Raw genomic sequence first — 17,443 nt, forward strand, 5'->3', positions numbered from 1 at the left:
AAACCTGTCCATTAGTTTGGGCAGAGAAAATAGGAGTTGTAGAGTTTAGTAAATTAGGCCTGGGGATGATTTAATTCCTTGTGCGACAAGTAAAAAATAATTTGTTTCAAAATATCAAAGAGAAGTTACTTTAGAGTAGCTTCTCTTTTTTTTATCCTAAAGATTGTTATAACACCTTGGTATATTTGTTTGGTTTTGGATACAAATGTTTCTTTTTCTGTGTAGTGGGTTGTTCATAGTATATGTGTAAAAATCGTTTTTGCTAATTGAATATAATTCACTAACTTTCATGTATATATGTAGATGATTATTCGGTTTGTTGCCGTTAATAAATGTTAAATTTAACGCCATTTTCACCATGAAAATTTCCTTTGAAAAAAAAATATTGCTGGGGTTTATTGTCAATTTACTAGTTGTCATTGCTTCAGGATGGGTTTTTATTTCTCGGCTTGACAAGCAAAGAGATCAAACAAATGATTCTGTGTTAAATTGGATAGAACTTTCCTTATTTGTTCTTTCCATTGTTTTACTGACCATCGTCTATTTTATAATTAAGGCGCAATTACGTGCTAAAAACATTTCCCAGAACTTACTATTAGAAAACAAACAACTGCTTCAATCTATCATTGATAACACTTCGAATCCTATCTTTATTAAAAAAATAAATGGAGAATATTTATTGGTTAATAAACAATTTGGATCTTTATTTCAAATCCCGAATGAAGAAATAATAGGGAAAACAGACCATGATTTTTTACCAAAAGAAGTCGCTGATGTTTATCGAAATTCTGATCTTGAAGTGGCAAAAGCATTAAGAGAACTAAAAACAGAAGAAACTATCCAACAATCGGACGGTCCTCATACTTATATCGCAGTAAAATTTCCTTTGTATGATTCAATAGGAAGGATTTATGCTATTGGTGGAATTTCGACAGATATCTCAGAAAGAAAGAAATTAGAAGACTCATTTAAAGCAGCTGATAAATTCTTTAACATGTCATTAGATATTATGGTTATAGCCTCAAAGGATAAATTTATAAAGGTTAATCCAGCTACCAGTAAAATTTTAGGGTATTCAGAGGAAGAGTTATTGAGTAAACCATTTCTGGAATTTACTGTCCCTGATGATATTGACGTTACAAAAAAAGAAGTTGCTAAACTTCAGTCCGGTGTCTCAACAATAAATTTCGAAAATAGATATATCTGTAAAGACGGGTCAATAAAATGGCTTTCTTGGTCAACCTATCCAGACCCCTCAACCGGATTGTTGTATGCAATTGCAAGCGATATTACCGCTAAAAAAGAAATTGAAGACTCTTTGGTCGTTGCCGATAAATTTTTCAATATGTCTAATAACTTGCTTGTCGTCTCAAAAGGAGAGCATTTTATAAAAATAAATCCAGCGTTTACCAAAACATTGGGTTACACTCAAGAAGATATGAATACCATAAAATTTACGGAATTAACATATCCTGAGGACAAAAAGATAGCCGATGAAGTATTGGCTAAGCTTCTAAAAGGGGATGAAATTGTAAATTTTGAATATCGTGTTCGTTGTAAAGACGGAACCTACAAATGGCTGGACTGGCATAGCACTATTGATATACAGCAAGGTATAGTTTATTCTGTTGCACGTGATATTACTGACAAAGTTAAAGATGAACAATCCTTAAAAATAGTTAACAGTTTTTTTGAGATGTCATTTGATGCTTTTTTTGTTGAAAAAGGAAATAAAATCATAAAAATTAATCCTTCTTTCACTAAAATTTTGGGGTATAATCAAAACGACTTAGAGAAAATATCACTTTTAGATCTACTGCATCCAGATTATGTAAAAATTGTCAGTGAAAGAAGGGAAAAGCGTTTAAAAGGAGAGCCGGTAGAGGCAGATGTTATATTTCCTTTATTGTGCAAAGACGGTTCCTATAAATGGACTGAATCAGTGATAGCAACGGATGTTAAAGCTGGAATGATATATGCCGTTTTACGTGACATCAGCCAAAAAAAGATTGATGAAGAAAAGCTAAATAATTATACACAGAAATTAAAAGATGACGAACAACAAATACAAAGCATTTTTGACGGCGCTCCTGATCCGGTTGTCGTAATTGATAGCGGAAGCAATGTTTTAAGATGGAATCCAAAGGCGGAATCTGTTTTTGGATGGAAAACATCCGAAATTATTGGAAAACCTTTGTATGAATTCATTATTCCAACCCAACATCGAGAATCCCATAAAAAAGGGATGGAGCATTTTTTAACTACTGGAGAAGGAGCTATCATAAATAAAACATACGAGATAGAAGCGGTCAATAAAGCAGGAACTGAATTCCCTGTGTCTATTAGTGTTTCACCAATCAAACTGGGTGAAAAATATCTTTTTGTTGGTTTTGTAAGAGATATTACTGAAAGTAAAAAAGCCGTTGATGAATTGTATGAGAATGAAGAAAAGTTGCGATTGATTTTAGAGAATATCAGTGAGGGTGTTATTGTTGCTAATGCAGACAGGAAAGTAGTAATGGCTAATTATATGGCCAATGAAATTTTTGGAATTGAAGAGGATGATAAAATATCGTCTAATTTAACCGATCATTTTGAGTTGTATTTTCCTGATGAAAAAACGGTTTTTCCTTCCCAAAAATTACCCATGGAACGGGCATTGGATGGAGAAGAAACAAATGATGTTGAAGTAGTTCTTTGGAACCCCGTTGCGCAACAAAAAAGAAGGGTTCTTATTAGCGGCAGGCCATTAGTGGATCAGGATAATAACGTGGTTGCTGCCGTTGTAACCATAAAAGACATCAGTAAATACAAACAAATGGAAGAGGAATTGAAAGAAACGGAATTAAAATACCGAAAATTAATAGGCTTTAGAAAAGGGGGAGACACTGTTACTTAATGTTTTCTTTTGAGAAATAGTTATAAAAAAACCACGATTCAGCGAAAGCGAATCGTGGTTTTTTATTTCTTTTTTTATTGAATTAACAATACTCGTTGAAAGCATCTTTTAGGTTCTCAGCAATTAATTCTGCTGGGCGACCTTCAATGTGATGACGCTCTAGCATGTGAACTAATTCTCCGTTTTTGAATAAAGCCATACTTGGCGATGACGGAGGAAAAGGGAACATATGTTGTCTGGCAGCATCAACTGCATCTTTGTCAACACCTGCAAAAACGGTAATTAAATGATCTGGTTTTTTTGCCCCATCTAAGCTCATTTTTGCTCCTGGGCGTGCGTTTCTTGCAGCACAACCACAAACTGAATTTACAATCACAAGCGTTGTCCCTTCTAATTTCATTGCGTTTTCAACTGCTTCAGCACTATGTAAATCTTGAAAACCTGCAGCTGTTAATTCAGCTTGCATTGGTTTTACCATTTCTTCTGGATACATATTTTTTATTTTAAAAAGTTTAAAGTTTTCTTTGTTTAATGATGCAAAGTTACAAAGTTTAGAACCAACACGTTTATTTGTGCTATAAAGTTTTGTTATAGTTTGATTGTTATTTCATTGTTTTGAAAATAACATGAAATAGTGCTTTAATAAATAGCATTTTAGGACATTTTAATATCACCTGAATATCTTCTTGAAAAGAAGTTTCTTCGTCCAGAAATTTAAAAATCAACGTAGGATTTCCTTTTTTGAACATGGACGAAAAAATAGTGCTTCCCAATTCATTTTTTCGATCTAAAATATCCAAAAGCAACAAATCATAAAACCAGAATTTGCTCTTTTTATGGAACTTGGTGAAATCAGTTTGCGTTTGAAGAAACGAAACCAATTCAGTGGATTTTTTATCAGAATTTTTAAAAGTATATCCTGTGCTGGCTTTTGTCCAACCTCCGGAAGTACCAATGTTAATGACATTTTTGGTGTTCAATTTCCAAAAAGGATAACAGGTCATAGGAATACTTCCTTGTTCTTTTTCTATGATTTCGTAATCAGTAATGCCCAGATTTTGAATGTATTTTTTGATTTCAGTTTCATACTCCGCTTTTTCAAGATGATTGTGAGAAAATAAAGTATATTCCAGTAAAGCTTCGGTTCTGGAAGTTGGCAACACATACATAAAGCGCGTATTTCCCCTTTGTTCTAACGAAAAATCCATGAATGTGGCCTGGTCAGGATTAAAAACTGGCTGTTCACTTTTTATAAACCAACCAATAAAATGCTGCTGTAAAACAGGATATTTAGTTTGATTTTCTACTTTTTGTTTGTTGTAAATGCTATTGAATAGTTTGGAGCAGGAGAAACTTTCAGCATCAGTTTGTATCAGAATTATATTTTCGGATTCTTCAATTTCGATTACTTTTTGATTGACAAAAGTGATGTTTTCTTGTTTCGAAATCAAATCAAACACTTGGTTGTAAAAGTCCAAGCCGCGTACCATGTTGTATTGATACGGTTTTAAATCTAAATCCCGACGAAAGTCTTCATTGGCAAACAAAGCCGAATTCCATTGCTTTGAAATTGAATCTTCCCAGAGAGTATCGTTTTTCTCCCAAAAACACCAAGTTCTGTCGTTCGCTTTTTTAGTATTTTCATCAATAAGCAAAATACTTTTGTCTTTGAATTTTCCCGAAAGCACCATTTTATAAACGGTCATCAAAGCTGATAAGCCAGTTCCGGTAAAGATGTAATCGAAGTGTTTCATTGGAAAATTTGACAATTACACCAAAAATAGACATTTTATTCTTTTAGTTTCTCTAAAATGAGTTGAAACTCTTTTGGTTTTATGTAGTTGTTGTCTTGAAAAATGATTTCGTTTTTACTGTTTAAAACACATATAGCGGGATAATTCAGCTGTTTGTTAATGGTTCCCAGTTGCATGGCGAGTTCATGAATTCCAGAAGTATTTCCCGTAGATTTAAACTTAAAAGAAGCGTTGTTAAAAATAATTGTCCGTTTTTCTTCAGCATTAAAATCAATAAAATAAAAAGTATTGTTTAGTTCCTTTATGATGCTTTCGTTTTTGAAAGTTGTGTTTTTCATCGCATGACAGAATTGGCACCAATCCGTATGAATAAAAACGACAACTTTCCTTTTTTCAATATTTTGCAGACTATCTATTTGTTCAAAAGAGACCACGTTTAGCTGTGCAAAACCAGATGGAATCACCGAAAATAAAAGCAACAGTAAAAGAAGTTTTTTTCTCATTTATTTTAAATTATAGCGCAGTCCAAAAAAGCTACGAATACCTTGGTTAGGACCATAAACATAAGTAGTGTCAAATGTCAAACCGTAAGGATTTTGGGATGTAGCCAGCACTTGCCCGTTAGAGTCGTATTGTACATTCTTGTCAAAAGGATCATTTGTTCTGGAAATTAAAAATGGATTATTCTGTTTTGGCAGAAAATTCAATATGTTTTTAATTCCGGCATAGAACTCGAAATTTTTCCAACCAGAATAGGTAAATTGAATGTTTTGTAAACTATACCATGGCGAATTTGGGCTTCGAGGATCTAAAGTACTTAATAATGGCAATTTCATTGGTCCGTATACATTTCCGGTATAGTCAATATTCAAATCGATAGTTTTTATCTTATACGATACGCTCCATGTCGCAGTAAATTTTTCAGTTAAAAAGGGAGTTTCTTTTACTCCGTTTTCAACATTTTTATTATCAAGAAAGGAAGCGCCTGTAATAATCTTTAATCCGTTAGGAAAATTGACGTCTATATTGGTGCTAATTCCTTGACTTATGGCGTAACCGTTGATGTTGTCATAAATTATTTTATTGGGGTCAGTCTTATAATCGGAAACAATTTTATTGCTGAATCGGGTGTGGAAAAGGGCCGTTTCAATTCCTATAAATGTTCCATTGCCGAAATTTATTTTTTTGATGTAATTCAAATTTGCATTTACGGATTGTTCCGGTTTCAAGTTATGGGCCACTATAACTTCACGGGCACCTGTTAAGGCAGCATGGTCTTCGGTAAATAAATTCACAACTCTAAAACCCGTTCCAGCATTCAAACGAAGAATATTATTGTCGTTCAATTTCCATTTATAGGCTAATCGTGGGGTCAAAATGCTTCCATGAAATGAGTTATAATCATAACGCATTCCCAATAATAGTTTGTGTTTTTCAGTGAACGTGATTTCGTTTTGAACAAAAATTCCGGGTAGCCAAGTTTTTTCCGGATTGTTATTTCCATGAGCAGCCGTCGCAGGAGTATTGTCGTCATAATAATTGTAACGGGCTGCTATTCCTGTGAGCAGGTCATTTTTTCCTAGTTTCTTATCCCAGGTTAATTGCATGAAACCAATTTTTTGGTTGGCAATATATTTTGTTATGCCATAACGACTGTCTTGATAGTGCACGTTTCCAGAGAATGAAAGCATCAATTTCTCTTGAAATGGCAATTGATAACTTCCTATAAGTTCCGCTCGTTTTGTGTAGATGCTTTCGCCGTAAATTTCATCTCCTCCACGGTTTTTTTTCTCCCAGCGCATATCTCCGCCAAAACGATCTTCATAGACAGCACGTGCTGCAATAGTGAATAATCGATTTTCTTTTCTGTCAAAAGTCCATTTTTGAAAAAGTGAAATTCGGTCTGAGAGCGAAACATCGGTAAATCCATCATTATCGTTGTCAATTCTATTGTTGTAATTGAAATAATTTAGACCTAATAATGCTGTTGCTTTCTTACCAACATTCAGTTTTACCCCTAAGTCGACATTGGTTTCCAACCAAGAAGTGCTAAAAACATCCGCAGAGAATAATGGTGCATTTAGTGGGTTTTTAGTGATGATATTAATTAATCCCCCAACTGCTTCGCTGCCATACAATGAGGATGCAGGACCTTTTACAATTTCAATTCTTTCTACCAAGGAATTTGGGATTCCTGATAATCCGTATACTGTTGATAAACTGCTTACAATGGGCATCCCGTCTATCAAAACCAAAGTATAAGGCCCTTCCAGTCCGTTAATGTGAATGTCACCGGTATTACAAACGCCACAATTAAGTTGCGGTCGGACTCCGTTTACGTTTTGAAGTGCTTCATAAATACTTGCGGTAGGATTTTTTTTGAAAAATATTGGGGAATAGACTTCAACAGGGACGGCACTTTCTAATCTTTTTACCGCTTTTAAGGTTCCTGAAACCACCACTTCGTTGAGTTGATTTTCAGTATTGGAGAGTTCAAAATCCACAATTGTATTTCCGTCTTTTTTGACAGTTATATTTTTTCTGGATGTTTGAAAACGGTTGGCTATAACTTGAATTTTATAAGTCCCCTCTGGGATATTCTTGAATGTATAGGTACCTAAGCTATCGGTTTTAGTTTTATAATTAGTTCCCATTATAACAATAGTTGCATGAGGAATCGCTTTTTTTTCTGATGAAACGAATCCTGAAACAAAAGTTTTTTCTTGTGCATAACTGAAGTTCACAATAAGAAAAACAAATAACATAAATATTTTTTTCACAATGCTTAAATTAAATTTAGACAAAGCTAAAAATTATATTTTGCAAAACAAATTTTTTAATTACTTTTGTATCAATAATTTAAAATCAGCCATGGGAAAATCTTTAGAAGAAGTACACCAATCGGTTTCTACTCAAAATAAAAAATCAGTCTTCAGAAAAATATTAGCCTTTTTCGGACCAGCCTATTTAATCAGTGTTGGTTATATGGATCCAGGAAATTGGGCTACTGATATTGCCGGCGGAAGCCAGTTTGGTTATGCCTTGCTTTGGGTTTTATTAATGAGTAATATGATGGCGCTTTTGTTGCAAAGTTTAAGCGCACGGTTGGGAATTGTAACCCAACGCGATTTGGCGCAAGCCTCACGGGAAACCTATTCCCCGTTTATCAATTATATCCTTTATTTTCTTGCCGAAATCGCTATTGCCGCCTGTGATCTTGCCGAAGTATTAGGAATGGCAATTGGTATCAATTTATTGTTTGATATTCCGCTTATTGAGGGGGTGATAATAACCGTTTTAGATACTTTTTTATTACTGTTTTTAATCAATAAAGGCATCCGGAAAATGGAAGCTTTCATTATTGTGTTGGTTGTTATTATTGGACTATCCTTTATTTTTGAGATGATTTTTGCTCAGCCGGAAATGGGGAAAGTTATTTATGGATTGATTCCTTCAATGCCTAACGAAGCAGCGCTTTATATCGCTATCGGGATCATTGGGGCAACGGTTATGCCACATAATTTGTACCTGCATTCCTCATTGGTGCAAACCAGAAATTTTGATAGAAGCAATGCCGGGATTAAGCAGGCTTTAAAATACAATTTTATCGATTCCACAATTGCATTAAATCTAGCCTTTTTTGTAAATGCCGCTATTTTAATATTGGCTGCAGCCACATTTTATAAAAACGGCATGTTTGAAGTCGCCGAAATTCAAGATGCACACCGGTTTTTAGCACCACTTTTAGGGAGTAAATGGGCACCAATATTATTCGCAGTGGCTTTGATTGCGGCAGGACAAAGTTCTACCGTTACCGGAACATTAGCCGGACAAATTATTATGGAAGGCTATCTGAATTTACGAATCCAACCTTGGGTTCGAAGAATAATCACCCGATTAATCGCCATTGTTCCAGCCGTAATTGTAATTTCCATTTTTGGCGAAAGCGTCACAGGAAAATTACTGATTTTAAGCCAGGTAATTTTGAGTTTGCAATTGGGTTTTGCTATTATTCCGCTGATACATTTTGTAAGCGATAAATCAAAAATGAAAGGATTTCACATTGGTAAGGTTACCCAAATTGCTTCTTGGATTGTTGCAACTATTATCGTTTCACTGAATGCCAAATTGGTTTTTGATGAAATAAACGGGTGGCTCGAAACTTCTGATAACCCAATTGTATTATGGTTTACGGTGGTTCCTTTAGCATTTGGTTTCTTGATTTTGTTGCTTTATATTGTATTCAAACCATTTATTGTCAAACCAAAAACTAGGATTCTAAACCATTCGCCACACAATTTAAAATTGCAATTTTCTAAAACCGCAATCTATAGCAAAAAGAATATTGCTGTTTCGGTAGATTTTTCAAGCGCTGATGAAGTAGCATTGAATAACGCTTTTCAATTGGGTGGAATCGATGCGAAATACACTTTAATTCATGTGGTGGAAACCGTTGGAGCACTTGTTTATGGCGAAAATATTGATGATCATGAAACTTTAATAGACGAGAAACTATTAAACGAATACAAAGAAATGCTATCAGAAAAAGGATTTAAAGTTGAAATACAATTGGGATTTGGAAAACCAAATAAAGTCATTCCTACCATTATCAATGAAGGAAATTTTGATATCTTGGTTATGGGAACGCACGGACATACTGGATTCAAAGATTTAATCTTTGGAACTACCGTTGACAAATTGCGACACAAAATAACGATCCCATTACTTGTCGTGAAAAATTAAATTCTTGTGCTGAATTTGTTTCAGTATCAGGAGCTATCGGGGCTAAGGCATCTGGAAGCATTAATCAATAATCTTCAATCTCAAATCAAATGACTTTTTCAGAAGAAAATTATCTCAAAACCATATTCCATCTAACGATTCTTTCCGATTCAGAAATAAGTACTAATGCCATTGCTGAAATGATGGAAACTAAAGCTTCATCCGTAACAGATATGCTCAAGAAATTAGCCGAAAAGGATTTGGTCCATTATAAGAAATACCAAGGCGTTTCTTTAACAGAACACGGAAAAATAACAGCCAAAATGATTGTGAGAAAACACCGTCTTTGGGAAGTTTTCTTAGTGGATAAATTAGACTTTTCCTGGGATGAGGTTCATGATATTGCAGAGCAATTAGAACATATAAAATCCGAAAAGTTAATAAACAAACTCGATGATTTTCTAGGAAACCCAACCGAAGATCCGCATGGCGACCCCATTCCGGATGCCAACGGGCGCATGATTAAAATTGAAAAGCAACTGCTTTCAGAGTTGCATGAAAATCAAACGGGAATATGTGTGGGTGTAAAAGACACATCATCTGAATTTCTTAAATATCTGGACAAGCAAGGAATCGCATTGGGTTCTAAAATTGAAATCATCAGTAAGGAAAGTTTTGATTTGTCTCTAAAAATAAAAGTGGATCACAAGGATTTAACCATTTCGAATAAAATCGCCACAAATCTTTTTGTAAAAACTACGTAACCAAAAGGACTATATTTGGTATAATTAAAAGAAAAATTAAATGAAAAATAGTCTCTTAGCCTTTTTACTGATTTTTTGTGTTTCCGTTTTTGCTCAAAACACCAAAAAGGAAAATATAAAATACGTAAAAATCACCCAAAAAATATGCCTTAAAAAAACAGGGTATCAATTGGTTTTGAAAGCAATCATTTCTGATTCCCGTTGTCCGGAAGGAGTTACTTGCGTTTGGGCTGGAGAAGCTTCAGCAGTTATTTCCGTGTACAAAGATTCTAAATTAGTTGAGGATAAAACTATCGTTTTTTCTCAGAAAAATGAAGCGGAAAACAACCAATGGTTTGCTAAGTATTTACTTGAAAAACAAAGAAAAATAAAAAACAGCAATGTTTTTCCTTATCCAAAACAAAGAGTAACTGTTGCTAAAAAAGACTATTATATCAAAATTGGTTATATAAAATAGGCCTCCTGCCAACAGTAATTATAGCGATGTTTTACTATTTCTTATGAACTTAAATTCCTTATATAGTGAAAAATATAAACCATATAAGGAATTTAAGTTCATTTAAGTTTAAAAAAGAGTTCAGTATGCTATGTTTAATTTATAGTGTAGTGCTGTTTTTTATCCCTTTTTAAAACCAATTAATTTTCGGTATTTCTGCTCGCTTTCTTCTAAAGCAACCTCAAGTTCTTTGTAATAGGTAATGTCTTTTATATTAGCAACTGCAGCTATAACGTAGTTGTTTTCGTCGATTATTGGTCTGCCACTAATGATAACCCGTTTTTTTGCTTTAGTTTCAGAATCTTCAATTATTATCTCAACATCATCCGTTGATTCTCCTTTTAGCGCTTTTTCCAGTGGAAGATTCTGGGCAGGAAAAATGGTTTTTTCGTCAGGATAATACAATTCATATTTAGTGGACCAATCAAGAGTTGTTGGGGCAGTAGCATCTTGTTTTATTCCTATAATTTCTTCCGCCATGTGATTGGATAAAACAATTCTTTTTTGGTTATCGGTTACAATAATTCCTTCGCCAATATTTTCCAAAATTAATTTCAATTTTAGTTCATTAAGATGCACCAATTTGTCGGCTTCTTTTTTTTCATTTTCCATTTTTTTTCTAAGCGATATGTCTTTGATAAAAGCAATGAAAATATACTTACCTAAAATAGTAGCCGGAGATACTGTCAGCTCAATATCAAACTCTTCATGTTTATTGTTAAGAGCCGTGATTTCTATAGTTTTATTGATAATAGGTCCTTCACCTGTTGTAATGAAATTTTTGAACCCTTTAGTATGTTCGTCTCGATACTTTTCAGGAATAATTAAATCACGCATTGGTTTTCCCATAGCCTCCACTAATGACCATCCGAATGTTTTCTCGGCTTGTGGATTCCATCTGATAATGATTCCCTCATCATTTATCACAATTAAGGCATCTGGGGCCTCATTAAATATGGTTTGTAATTGGCCTTCGCTTTCTTTTAATTTTTGTTCGGCTGCTTTTCGTTCCGTAATATCTCTCATAATAGATTTATGCCCGGTTATTCTATTTCCTTCCCTTAATTGCATTACCGTTTGTTCTACCCATTTTTCTTCTCTCGATTTGGTAAGGATGGGAAATGAGAATAAGGTTTCATCTATTTTATTTTTAAATTGGTTAAAATAGAATTCGGCCACACGATCTCTCCACTCCGGAGCAACGATTTCTGAAAAATGTTTCCCAATAATTTCATTTTGAGTGTAACCCGTTAGTTTTTTGCAGGCAGGATTGATATAGGTAAAATAACCTTTGTAATCTGAAGTATGGACTACATCACTTATGTTTTCAACTATTTCACGGTATTTTTCCTCGCTTTTGCGGAGGGTTTCTATGGCTTCGGCTAATTGGGCAGTACGTTCTGTTACTTTTCGTTCCAGTTCCTCATTTAGGTTTTTAATTTCGGTTTCTGAAGTTTTTCGTTCTGTGATATCATGAATAACCAATACACCGCCGGTTATTCCACCGGCAGGATTTTTTAAAGGTCTGGCAGTTACAACTACAGAAAGTCCATCAGGTTTTTTATAATTCTGGATGAATATTTCCATATTATCAACTTCTTCACCATTTAATGCTTTTACTAAAGGAAGTTCATCGGTATTAAAAATTGTTTTAGTATCGGGCAAAAAGAAACCATAGGTTTGAGCCCATCTTTCTATAGGAATATCCATGGGCCCAATTCCAATTATTTTTTCACTGGCAGCATTCCAAAGGATAAATTTTTTATTCTCATCAGCAACTATTAATCCATCACCCATATTTTGTATGACGGATTGTAAAAGGGTATTTTGGTTATTCAGTTGTTCTTTGGATTGTGCTACTTCATTGTCTCTTTTTTCAATGTTTTCCAGCATATTATTTAGTCCCAGAGAAAGAATGCTGATTTCATCTTTTCCTTCAACGATCATGCGGGTTTTATAATCACCGGTATCCTTTATCTGTTGTATTACTGTTACCAAGTTTAACAACGGTTTTGAAATGTATTTTTTAATAATCATGGCAATTAAAAAAGCAAGTCCGATACCTACAATTAATAATACGATTCCTAGACGCAAAACATCCATTTTTATTTTATTCAATTCCGATAGTTCAAAGTTGATACAAACTAATCCTATTGTTTTATTATCTTTTTTGATTTTGCTGTAAACAAAAAGATTTTTATTGGTAAACAGAACACTTTTTTGCTCCATTGCAGGAACAACAAACCGAAATTTAGGATTGGCGCCCGGTTTAGTGTAGGATGCAAAAACATGCCCTTTTTTGTCCAGTATACTTGCATTTACGATGTCGTTTTGTACGGCTAATTCGGATAGGATTTTCTTTGCGGCAGCATTATCCAAAAATTCAAGAGCCGAAACACTATTAAAACCTACCACTTGCGCAATAGCAATTGAACTTACCATTTTCCGGTCTTTGAACCCTTTTATGTCTATTAGAACAAAAGCTGCAATACAAAGCACTAATACAAATGCGGAGGTGAAAACCTGCATGAGTACCAGCTTATTTTTAATGGAGATGTTACGTAAATTCATCATTTGGTTGTTATTTTTTGATCCTAAAATAATACTTAGCACACTATAGGTACATTGATTACACTCCTTATTAAGTTTTTCTTCTTCACTCAAATTCGCTTATAAATGGAACGATACTAAAGTGTATTTGAGACGATTATTGTACAATAATTGCATGTTGCAGCAAGAATGAACTGATTCCAATTCCGGATTTATTTATCGCTTTTAGATTTACCTCGAATTTTAATTTATTTTCGACTATAACAAAATTCATTTGCGCCCCTTTTTTTCCATAACCATTTCGCTCTGTTACGATTAATACTGGCTTTCCTGAAAATTTAGAAAGAATGGTTTCAATTGGGATGCTACTATTGTAAGGGACAAATAGAATGTTACAAAAACTGATATCGTCCAAATTTTTATATTCCTTAATGTCAATTTTTTTAGTTTTAGGAATGTCTAGCAATGAAGCGGTAATTGGGCTTTCTTCCAAAATGGCAATCTTAAAAGTTTGATTTTTAGAATAATCTTTCCAATTGACATAATCTATAAAACGATACAGAAAAGCAGCTTTTAAAGCATATTCCTTTCCCCCGGCATTCTCTTGGGCAGCTATTGGATTTCCTCCCATCAGTATGATGATTACTCCCCAAAAAAAGATGTGATTTTTAAGTGTCATGACATTTTATTTTTAACGAAGTTTCGACGTGATTTGAAAAAATTAATGCTGCTTTATTTTTAAAAAATTCTGATTTTAGAATTTATAATTTAATGACAAACTGAACAAGGTTCCTAATTGACTGAAGTGGAATCCTTGATAGGTTGTTTGCGAATAACGGCCATTGAATGTAATCAAGTTAAATTGTGACTTTACTTGAGCAGGGTTATTCAAAATGGCGGCACCAACTGCGTTTTCGGCTTTAAATTTCCATTCAGGCAATACATTTAATAAATTATTCACATTAAATGCCAGTGTTAATTTATCAGTTGCTGCGAAATCTATTCCTAAATCAGTAACTATTTTTGGCGTAAACTCAGTTCTTAAATTTGAATCTAAACCTTGTTGTTTGAAAGTAGCTTTTCCGAAATAAGTGTTGTTAATAGTTAAATCAATTTTTTTAATTCTGTAATTGGCTCCCAAAATCCATTTTGTTTCGGGTCTTGAGGTAAACATTAAAGCGTTAAGTGTTGCTCCAAAATTGTTGCTTGCAATGGGTGAAATTCTTTTATTTTCAAAAGTTACGTTTCCTGATAAATTAAATCCTAATTCTCCTACTCCTAATGCTATGGTATTGTAATTCATTACAAAATCTAAGCCAGATGTTCTCGAATCAAATGAATTTTCAAACCAGGCAACGCTGCCAAATTGTGTGGCTACTTTATCTCCTAAGATGATTCTGTTTGCTACTTTGATGTTGTAATAATCTATCGTGAAATTTAATTTTTTTAAAGGATTGGCACCTATTCCTACTGTTATATTAGTTGATTTTTCAGCATCTAATTTTGGGATTCCCAATATGCGTGCCTGTGCAGAAATATTATTAATTAACCCATTAATTTGGACTCCTTGTCCTGCTATGAAGGAATATTGTGATTTTTGAGAGTAAATTTGGTGTAATGTCGGTGCTCTAAATCCAGTGGAAACGGATCCTCTTAGGGTAATTTTGTCATTATAAAATTTAAACCTAGAACTTAATTTCCAAACTGTTGCTGCTCCAAAATCACTATAATCTTCATAACGAACCGTACCGTTTACTAAGAAATCTTTAGAGAAATCATACGCTAAATCAAAGTATCCACCTAAATTGTAACGATTCCATTTGCCTGAATTTTCGGGTCTGTTACCGGAAAAGGAATCGGCACCTTCTCCATCCCAGGAAGCCTTGTCTCCTTCAGTAATTATAAAGGTTTCTGTTCTAACCTCAGAACCAAAACCAACACTTATTTTATCAGATAATACTTTAGAAATGTCTAAATTACCTACAATATGCTTAAACGAAGCTCCCCCGGGTTTGAAAGAGATTGGACTATTCTCTTGGTAGATATTGACTCCATTAGAATCTTTTATGTCTGATTTGTTTTGAGAGTTTTCTACCGTATAGGTTTGCGAATTACCACCAACAGTTATGCTGGCATCAACATTCCATCCATTCTTTATCGCTTTGTAACCTAAGGTAGCATTGTAATCGTTCAAATCTCCTGTAAATGTTGGATGATAACCTTTATAGGAAGCTACTGTACCATCACCAAAGAAATCTTTTAAATAAGTGGGATAAACAGATGAGTTGCTCCAATTTTGTATACTGCTATTTTCAAAAGGGTTTTTTATGGATCTCCAATACGGGGTTCGGTAGTTGGCAAATGAGTTAACTTTTTTGTACACGTAAGCAGCATTATAATACAATTGTGTTTCATGCGATAAATTAAATTCACCGTTTACCAAGAATTTTACGGCAGCTGTTTCTGGAGAACTATTGCTGTTTCCTCCTTCAGGATTTTGCCTTAAAAAAGTATCAACAACATTTCTTCCCGTTATATTTCCTTGATTTATAGTAGCTAGTTTTGCGTTATAATCGCTGGATCCTTTGTATTCTTCAAAAACAGTATTAATTTGTGCTGCTGTCATTCCAGTTATATCTGTACCTCCAAGAGTATTATCGGTATTGACATAACTACTATATACAACAGGATTTATTTTAACAAAATCATTAAAATCTCCTTCTGCATCCACTTTTCCGGGTCTATTGGCCAAGTTTACTTTCGAAAAATCTAAAGTATAATTTACAAAACCTTTGTCGCCTACAGTAGTCCCATTATTTAAACTTATACCCAACATTTCCCCATCGCCTTTTGAAGTAATACCGGTTTTTATTCTTACTGAGCCATCTTCGGTTCTCTTTTTTAAAATAATATTTATTACCCCGGCTATCGCATCAGAACCATATTGAGGGGATGCGCCATCTCGCAGAATCTCCACTCTTTCGATAGCATCGATAGGTATTCCTGAAATATCAGCACCTGTTTCCCCTTGTCCAGGAGCCGTTTGTACATAAAGTAGAGCGCTTAAGTTTTTGCGTTTTCCATTGATAAGTATTAAGGTTCTACTAGGTCCCATATTTCTAATTTCATAGGGGTCAAGTAATGATGTAGCATCATTTACAGGAGTTTGAACTGTATTAAAAGAAGGTATTTTGTATTGTAATGCCTTGTCAAAAGTTACTTGTCCGGTTGTCGTCAGGTCTTCAAATGATACTACATCAATGGGAAGTGTAGTTGTAGTGTTGCTTCTGGGTGCTGCTCGTGTTCCGGTAACCACAACTTCGTTAAGGTTTTGTCCCCCGTCTTGAGATAAAACAACATTTAAAATAGGATCAGTTGTGTCATATTCTTGTTTAGAGTAGCCAAAGTAACTAAAGACTAAAGTAGCGCCTTCTTTAACATTAATTTGGTATGCTCCATTGATGTCACTGGAAACGCTATTGTTTGTCCCTTTTTCGGTAATGTTAACGCCTGACATTGCACTACCAGCATTATCTATTACAAAACCAGAGATTTCTTTTTGGGCAAAAAGAAATGAGAAGTCTAATATAAATAATATTAAAATAAACGTTTTCATGATTAGTTGATATTGGCTCATTTTTATTTGAAATCAATTGCAACATAATAACTGTAAGAAGCTTTCATTTAGACATTTAACACATTTTTTGTGAAAAAGCAGCCAATGAAATGAATAATCATGAAAAAAGATAGTTTGCTTTTTTCATAATGAATAGGTGCTATATCGAGGTTTCTTGTAGTTTTCTCCTTTAAATTATTAAAAGATACCGATTACCAATTCATAGTAGTTCTATAATTCCAATTGCTGGGTAGGAGTAAAGCTAAAAGTCCTGAAATTATGTTCAAAAGGCACCATAGATTCAAGTACAAATCAGAATCCGTTTTTTTGAAAAGTAAAAATGGAAGTGACTGATTTTGAGTTTAAAAGCGCATTTTTATACTATGTAAATTTAGTTAATTTAAATCAAATAGTTTAAATTAATGCGTTGATTTTTATTTTTTTAAATCAGGCAAGATTTTAGATTCTTTCTTAAAGTTTAAAAATAAATGAATTTAAATAAAAATTTTAATGACAACCACAATCATCATCACTGCCGCAATTTTTATCTGATTTCTTCTTTTTGAAAAAGAATTTTCGGATTAAAAAAGCTACTGCAACTGCGAGTGCTACAAACGCTATGATTTCTTGAATATCCATAAT

12 protein-coding genes are annotated in these 17,443 nt (G+C 33.8%); 4 read left to right on the top strand and 8 right to left on the bottom strand.

The window, feature by feature from the left end:
* The first annotated feature begins 358 nt into the window (after positions 1–358).
* Positions 359–2,899, top strand: a complete 2,541-nt coding sequence (locus ACM55H_RS01800; RefSeq protein ID WP_416834878.1) for a PAS domain-containing protein — start codon at positions 359–361, stop codon at positions 2,897–2,899.
* 82 nt (positions 2,900–2,981) lie between these two features.
* Here the strand turns inward: ACM55H_RS01800 and ACM55H_RS01805 are convergent, their stop codons facing one another.
* The 4 genes from ACM55H_RS01805 to ACM55H_RS01820 all read right to left on the bottom strand — a co-directional run bounded on the left by ACM55H_RS01805 (position 2,982) and on the right by ACM55H_RS01820 (position 7,418).
* Positions 2,982–3,392 (bottom strand): BrxA/BrxB family bacilliredoxin, encoded by a 411-nt coding sequence (locus ACM55H_RS01805; protein ID WP_416834879.1) that lies wholly within the window; start codon positions 3,390–3,392, stop codon positions 2,982–2,984.
* 109 nt (positions 3,393–3,501) lie between these two features.
* Entirely contained in the window at positions 3,502–4,653 is a 1,152-nt protein-coding gene (locus tag ACM55H_RS01810; protein ID WP_416834880.1) for a lycopene cyclase family protein, read from the bottom strand.
* 35 nt (positions 4,654–4,688) lie between these two features.
* Positions 4,689–5,156, bottom strand: a complete 468-nt coding sequence (locus ACM55H_RS01815) for a thioredoxin family protein (protein ID WP_416834881.1) — start codon at positions 5,154–5,156, stop codon at positions 4,689–4,691.
* The gene (locus tag ACM55H_RS01820; RefSeq protein ID WP_416835091.1) at positions 5,157–7,418 is read right to left on the bottom strand and encodes a TonB-dependent receptor; all 2,262 of its coding nucleotides are present in this window, start codon (positions 7,416–7,418) and stop codon (positions 5,157–5,159) included.
* A gap of 106 nt (positions 7,419–7,524) precedes the next feature.
* On the opposite strand from ACM55H_RS01820, the gene ACM55H_RS01825 reads away from it, so the two are divergent.
* From ACM55H_RS01825 to ACM55H_RS01835, 3 genes are all read left to right on the top strand, one after another.
* Entirely contained in the window at positions 7,525–9,396 is a 1,872-nt protein-coding gene (locus ACM55H_RS01825; protein ID WP_416834882.1) for an Nramp family divalent metal transporter, read from the top strand.
* 89 nt (positions 9,397–9,485) lie between these two features.
* Positions 9,486–10,139 carry a metal-dependent transcriptional regulator gene (locus tag ACM55H_RS01830; protein WP_416834883.1) on the top strand — a complete coding sequence of 218 codons (654 nt, stop codon included), beginning with the start codon at positions 9,486–9,488 and terminating at the stop codon, positions 10,137–10,139.
* A gap of 40 nt (positions 10,140–10,179) precedes the next feature.
* On the top strand, positions 10,180–10,596 hold the full coding sequence (locus tag ACM55H_RS01835; RefSeq protein ID WP_416834884.1) for a hypothetical protein: 417 nt from the start codon (positions 10,180–10,182) through the stop codon (positions 10,594–10,596).
* A gap of 159 nt (positions 10,597–10,755) precedes the next feature.
* Here ACM55H_RS01835 and ACM55H_RS01840 read toward each other — a convergent pair whose 3' ends face one another.
* The 4 genes from ACM55H_RS01840 to ACM55H_RS01855 all read right to left on the bottom strand — a co-directional run bounded on the left by ACM55H_RS01840 (position 10,756) and on the right by ACM55H_RS01855 (position 17,440).
* Complete coding sequence (locus ACM55H_RS01840) at positions 10,756–13,209, bottom strand: PAS domain S-box protein (protein WP_416834885.1); 2,454 nt, start codon at positions 13,207–13,209, stop codon at positions 10,756–10,758.
* 133 nt (positions 13,210–13,342) lie between these two features.
* On the bottom strand, positions 13,343–13,864 hold the full coding sequence (locus ACM55H_RS01845) for a YfiR family protein (RefSeq protein ID WP_416834886.1): 522 nt from the start codon (positions 13,862–13,864) through the stop codon (positions 13,343–13,345).
* A gap of 75 nt (positions 13,865–13,939) precedes the next feature.
* The gene (locus ACM55H_RS01850) at positions 13,940–16,801 is read right to left on the bottom strand and encodes a TonB-dependent receptor (RefSeq protein WP_416834888.1); all 2,862 of its coding nucleotides are present in this window, start codon (positions 16,799–16,801) and stop codon (positions 13,940–13,942) included.
* A gap of 507 nt (positions 16,802–17,308) precedes the next feature.
* Complete coding sequence (locus tag ACM55H_RS01855) at positions 17,309–17,440, bottom strand: FeoB-associated Cys-rich membrane protein (RefSeq protein WP_156129411.1); 132 nt, start codon at positions 17,438–17,440, stop codon at positions 17,309–17,311.
* Between the last annotated feature and the right edge of the window lie 3 nt (positions 17,441–17,443).

Source organism: Flavobacterium cryoconiti, from assembly GCF_048158645.1.
GTDB classification, from domain to species: Bacteria; Bacteroidota; Bacteroidia; order Flavobacteriales; family Flavobacteriaceae; genus Flavobacterium; species Flavobacterium cryoconiti.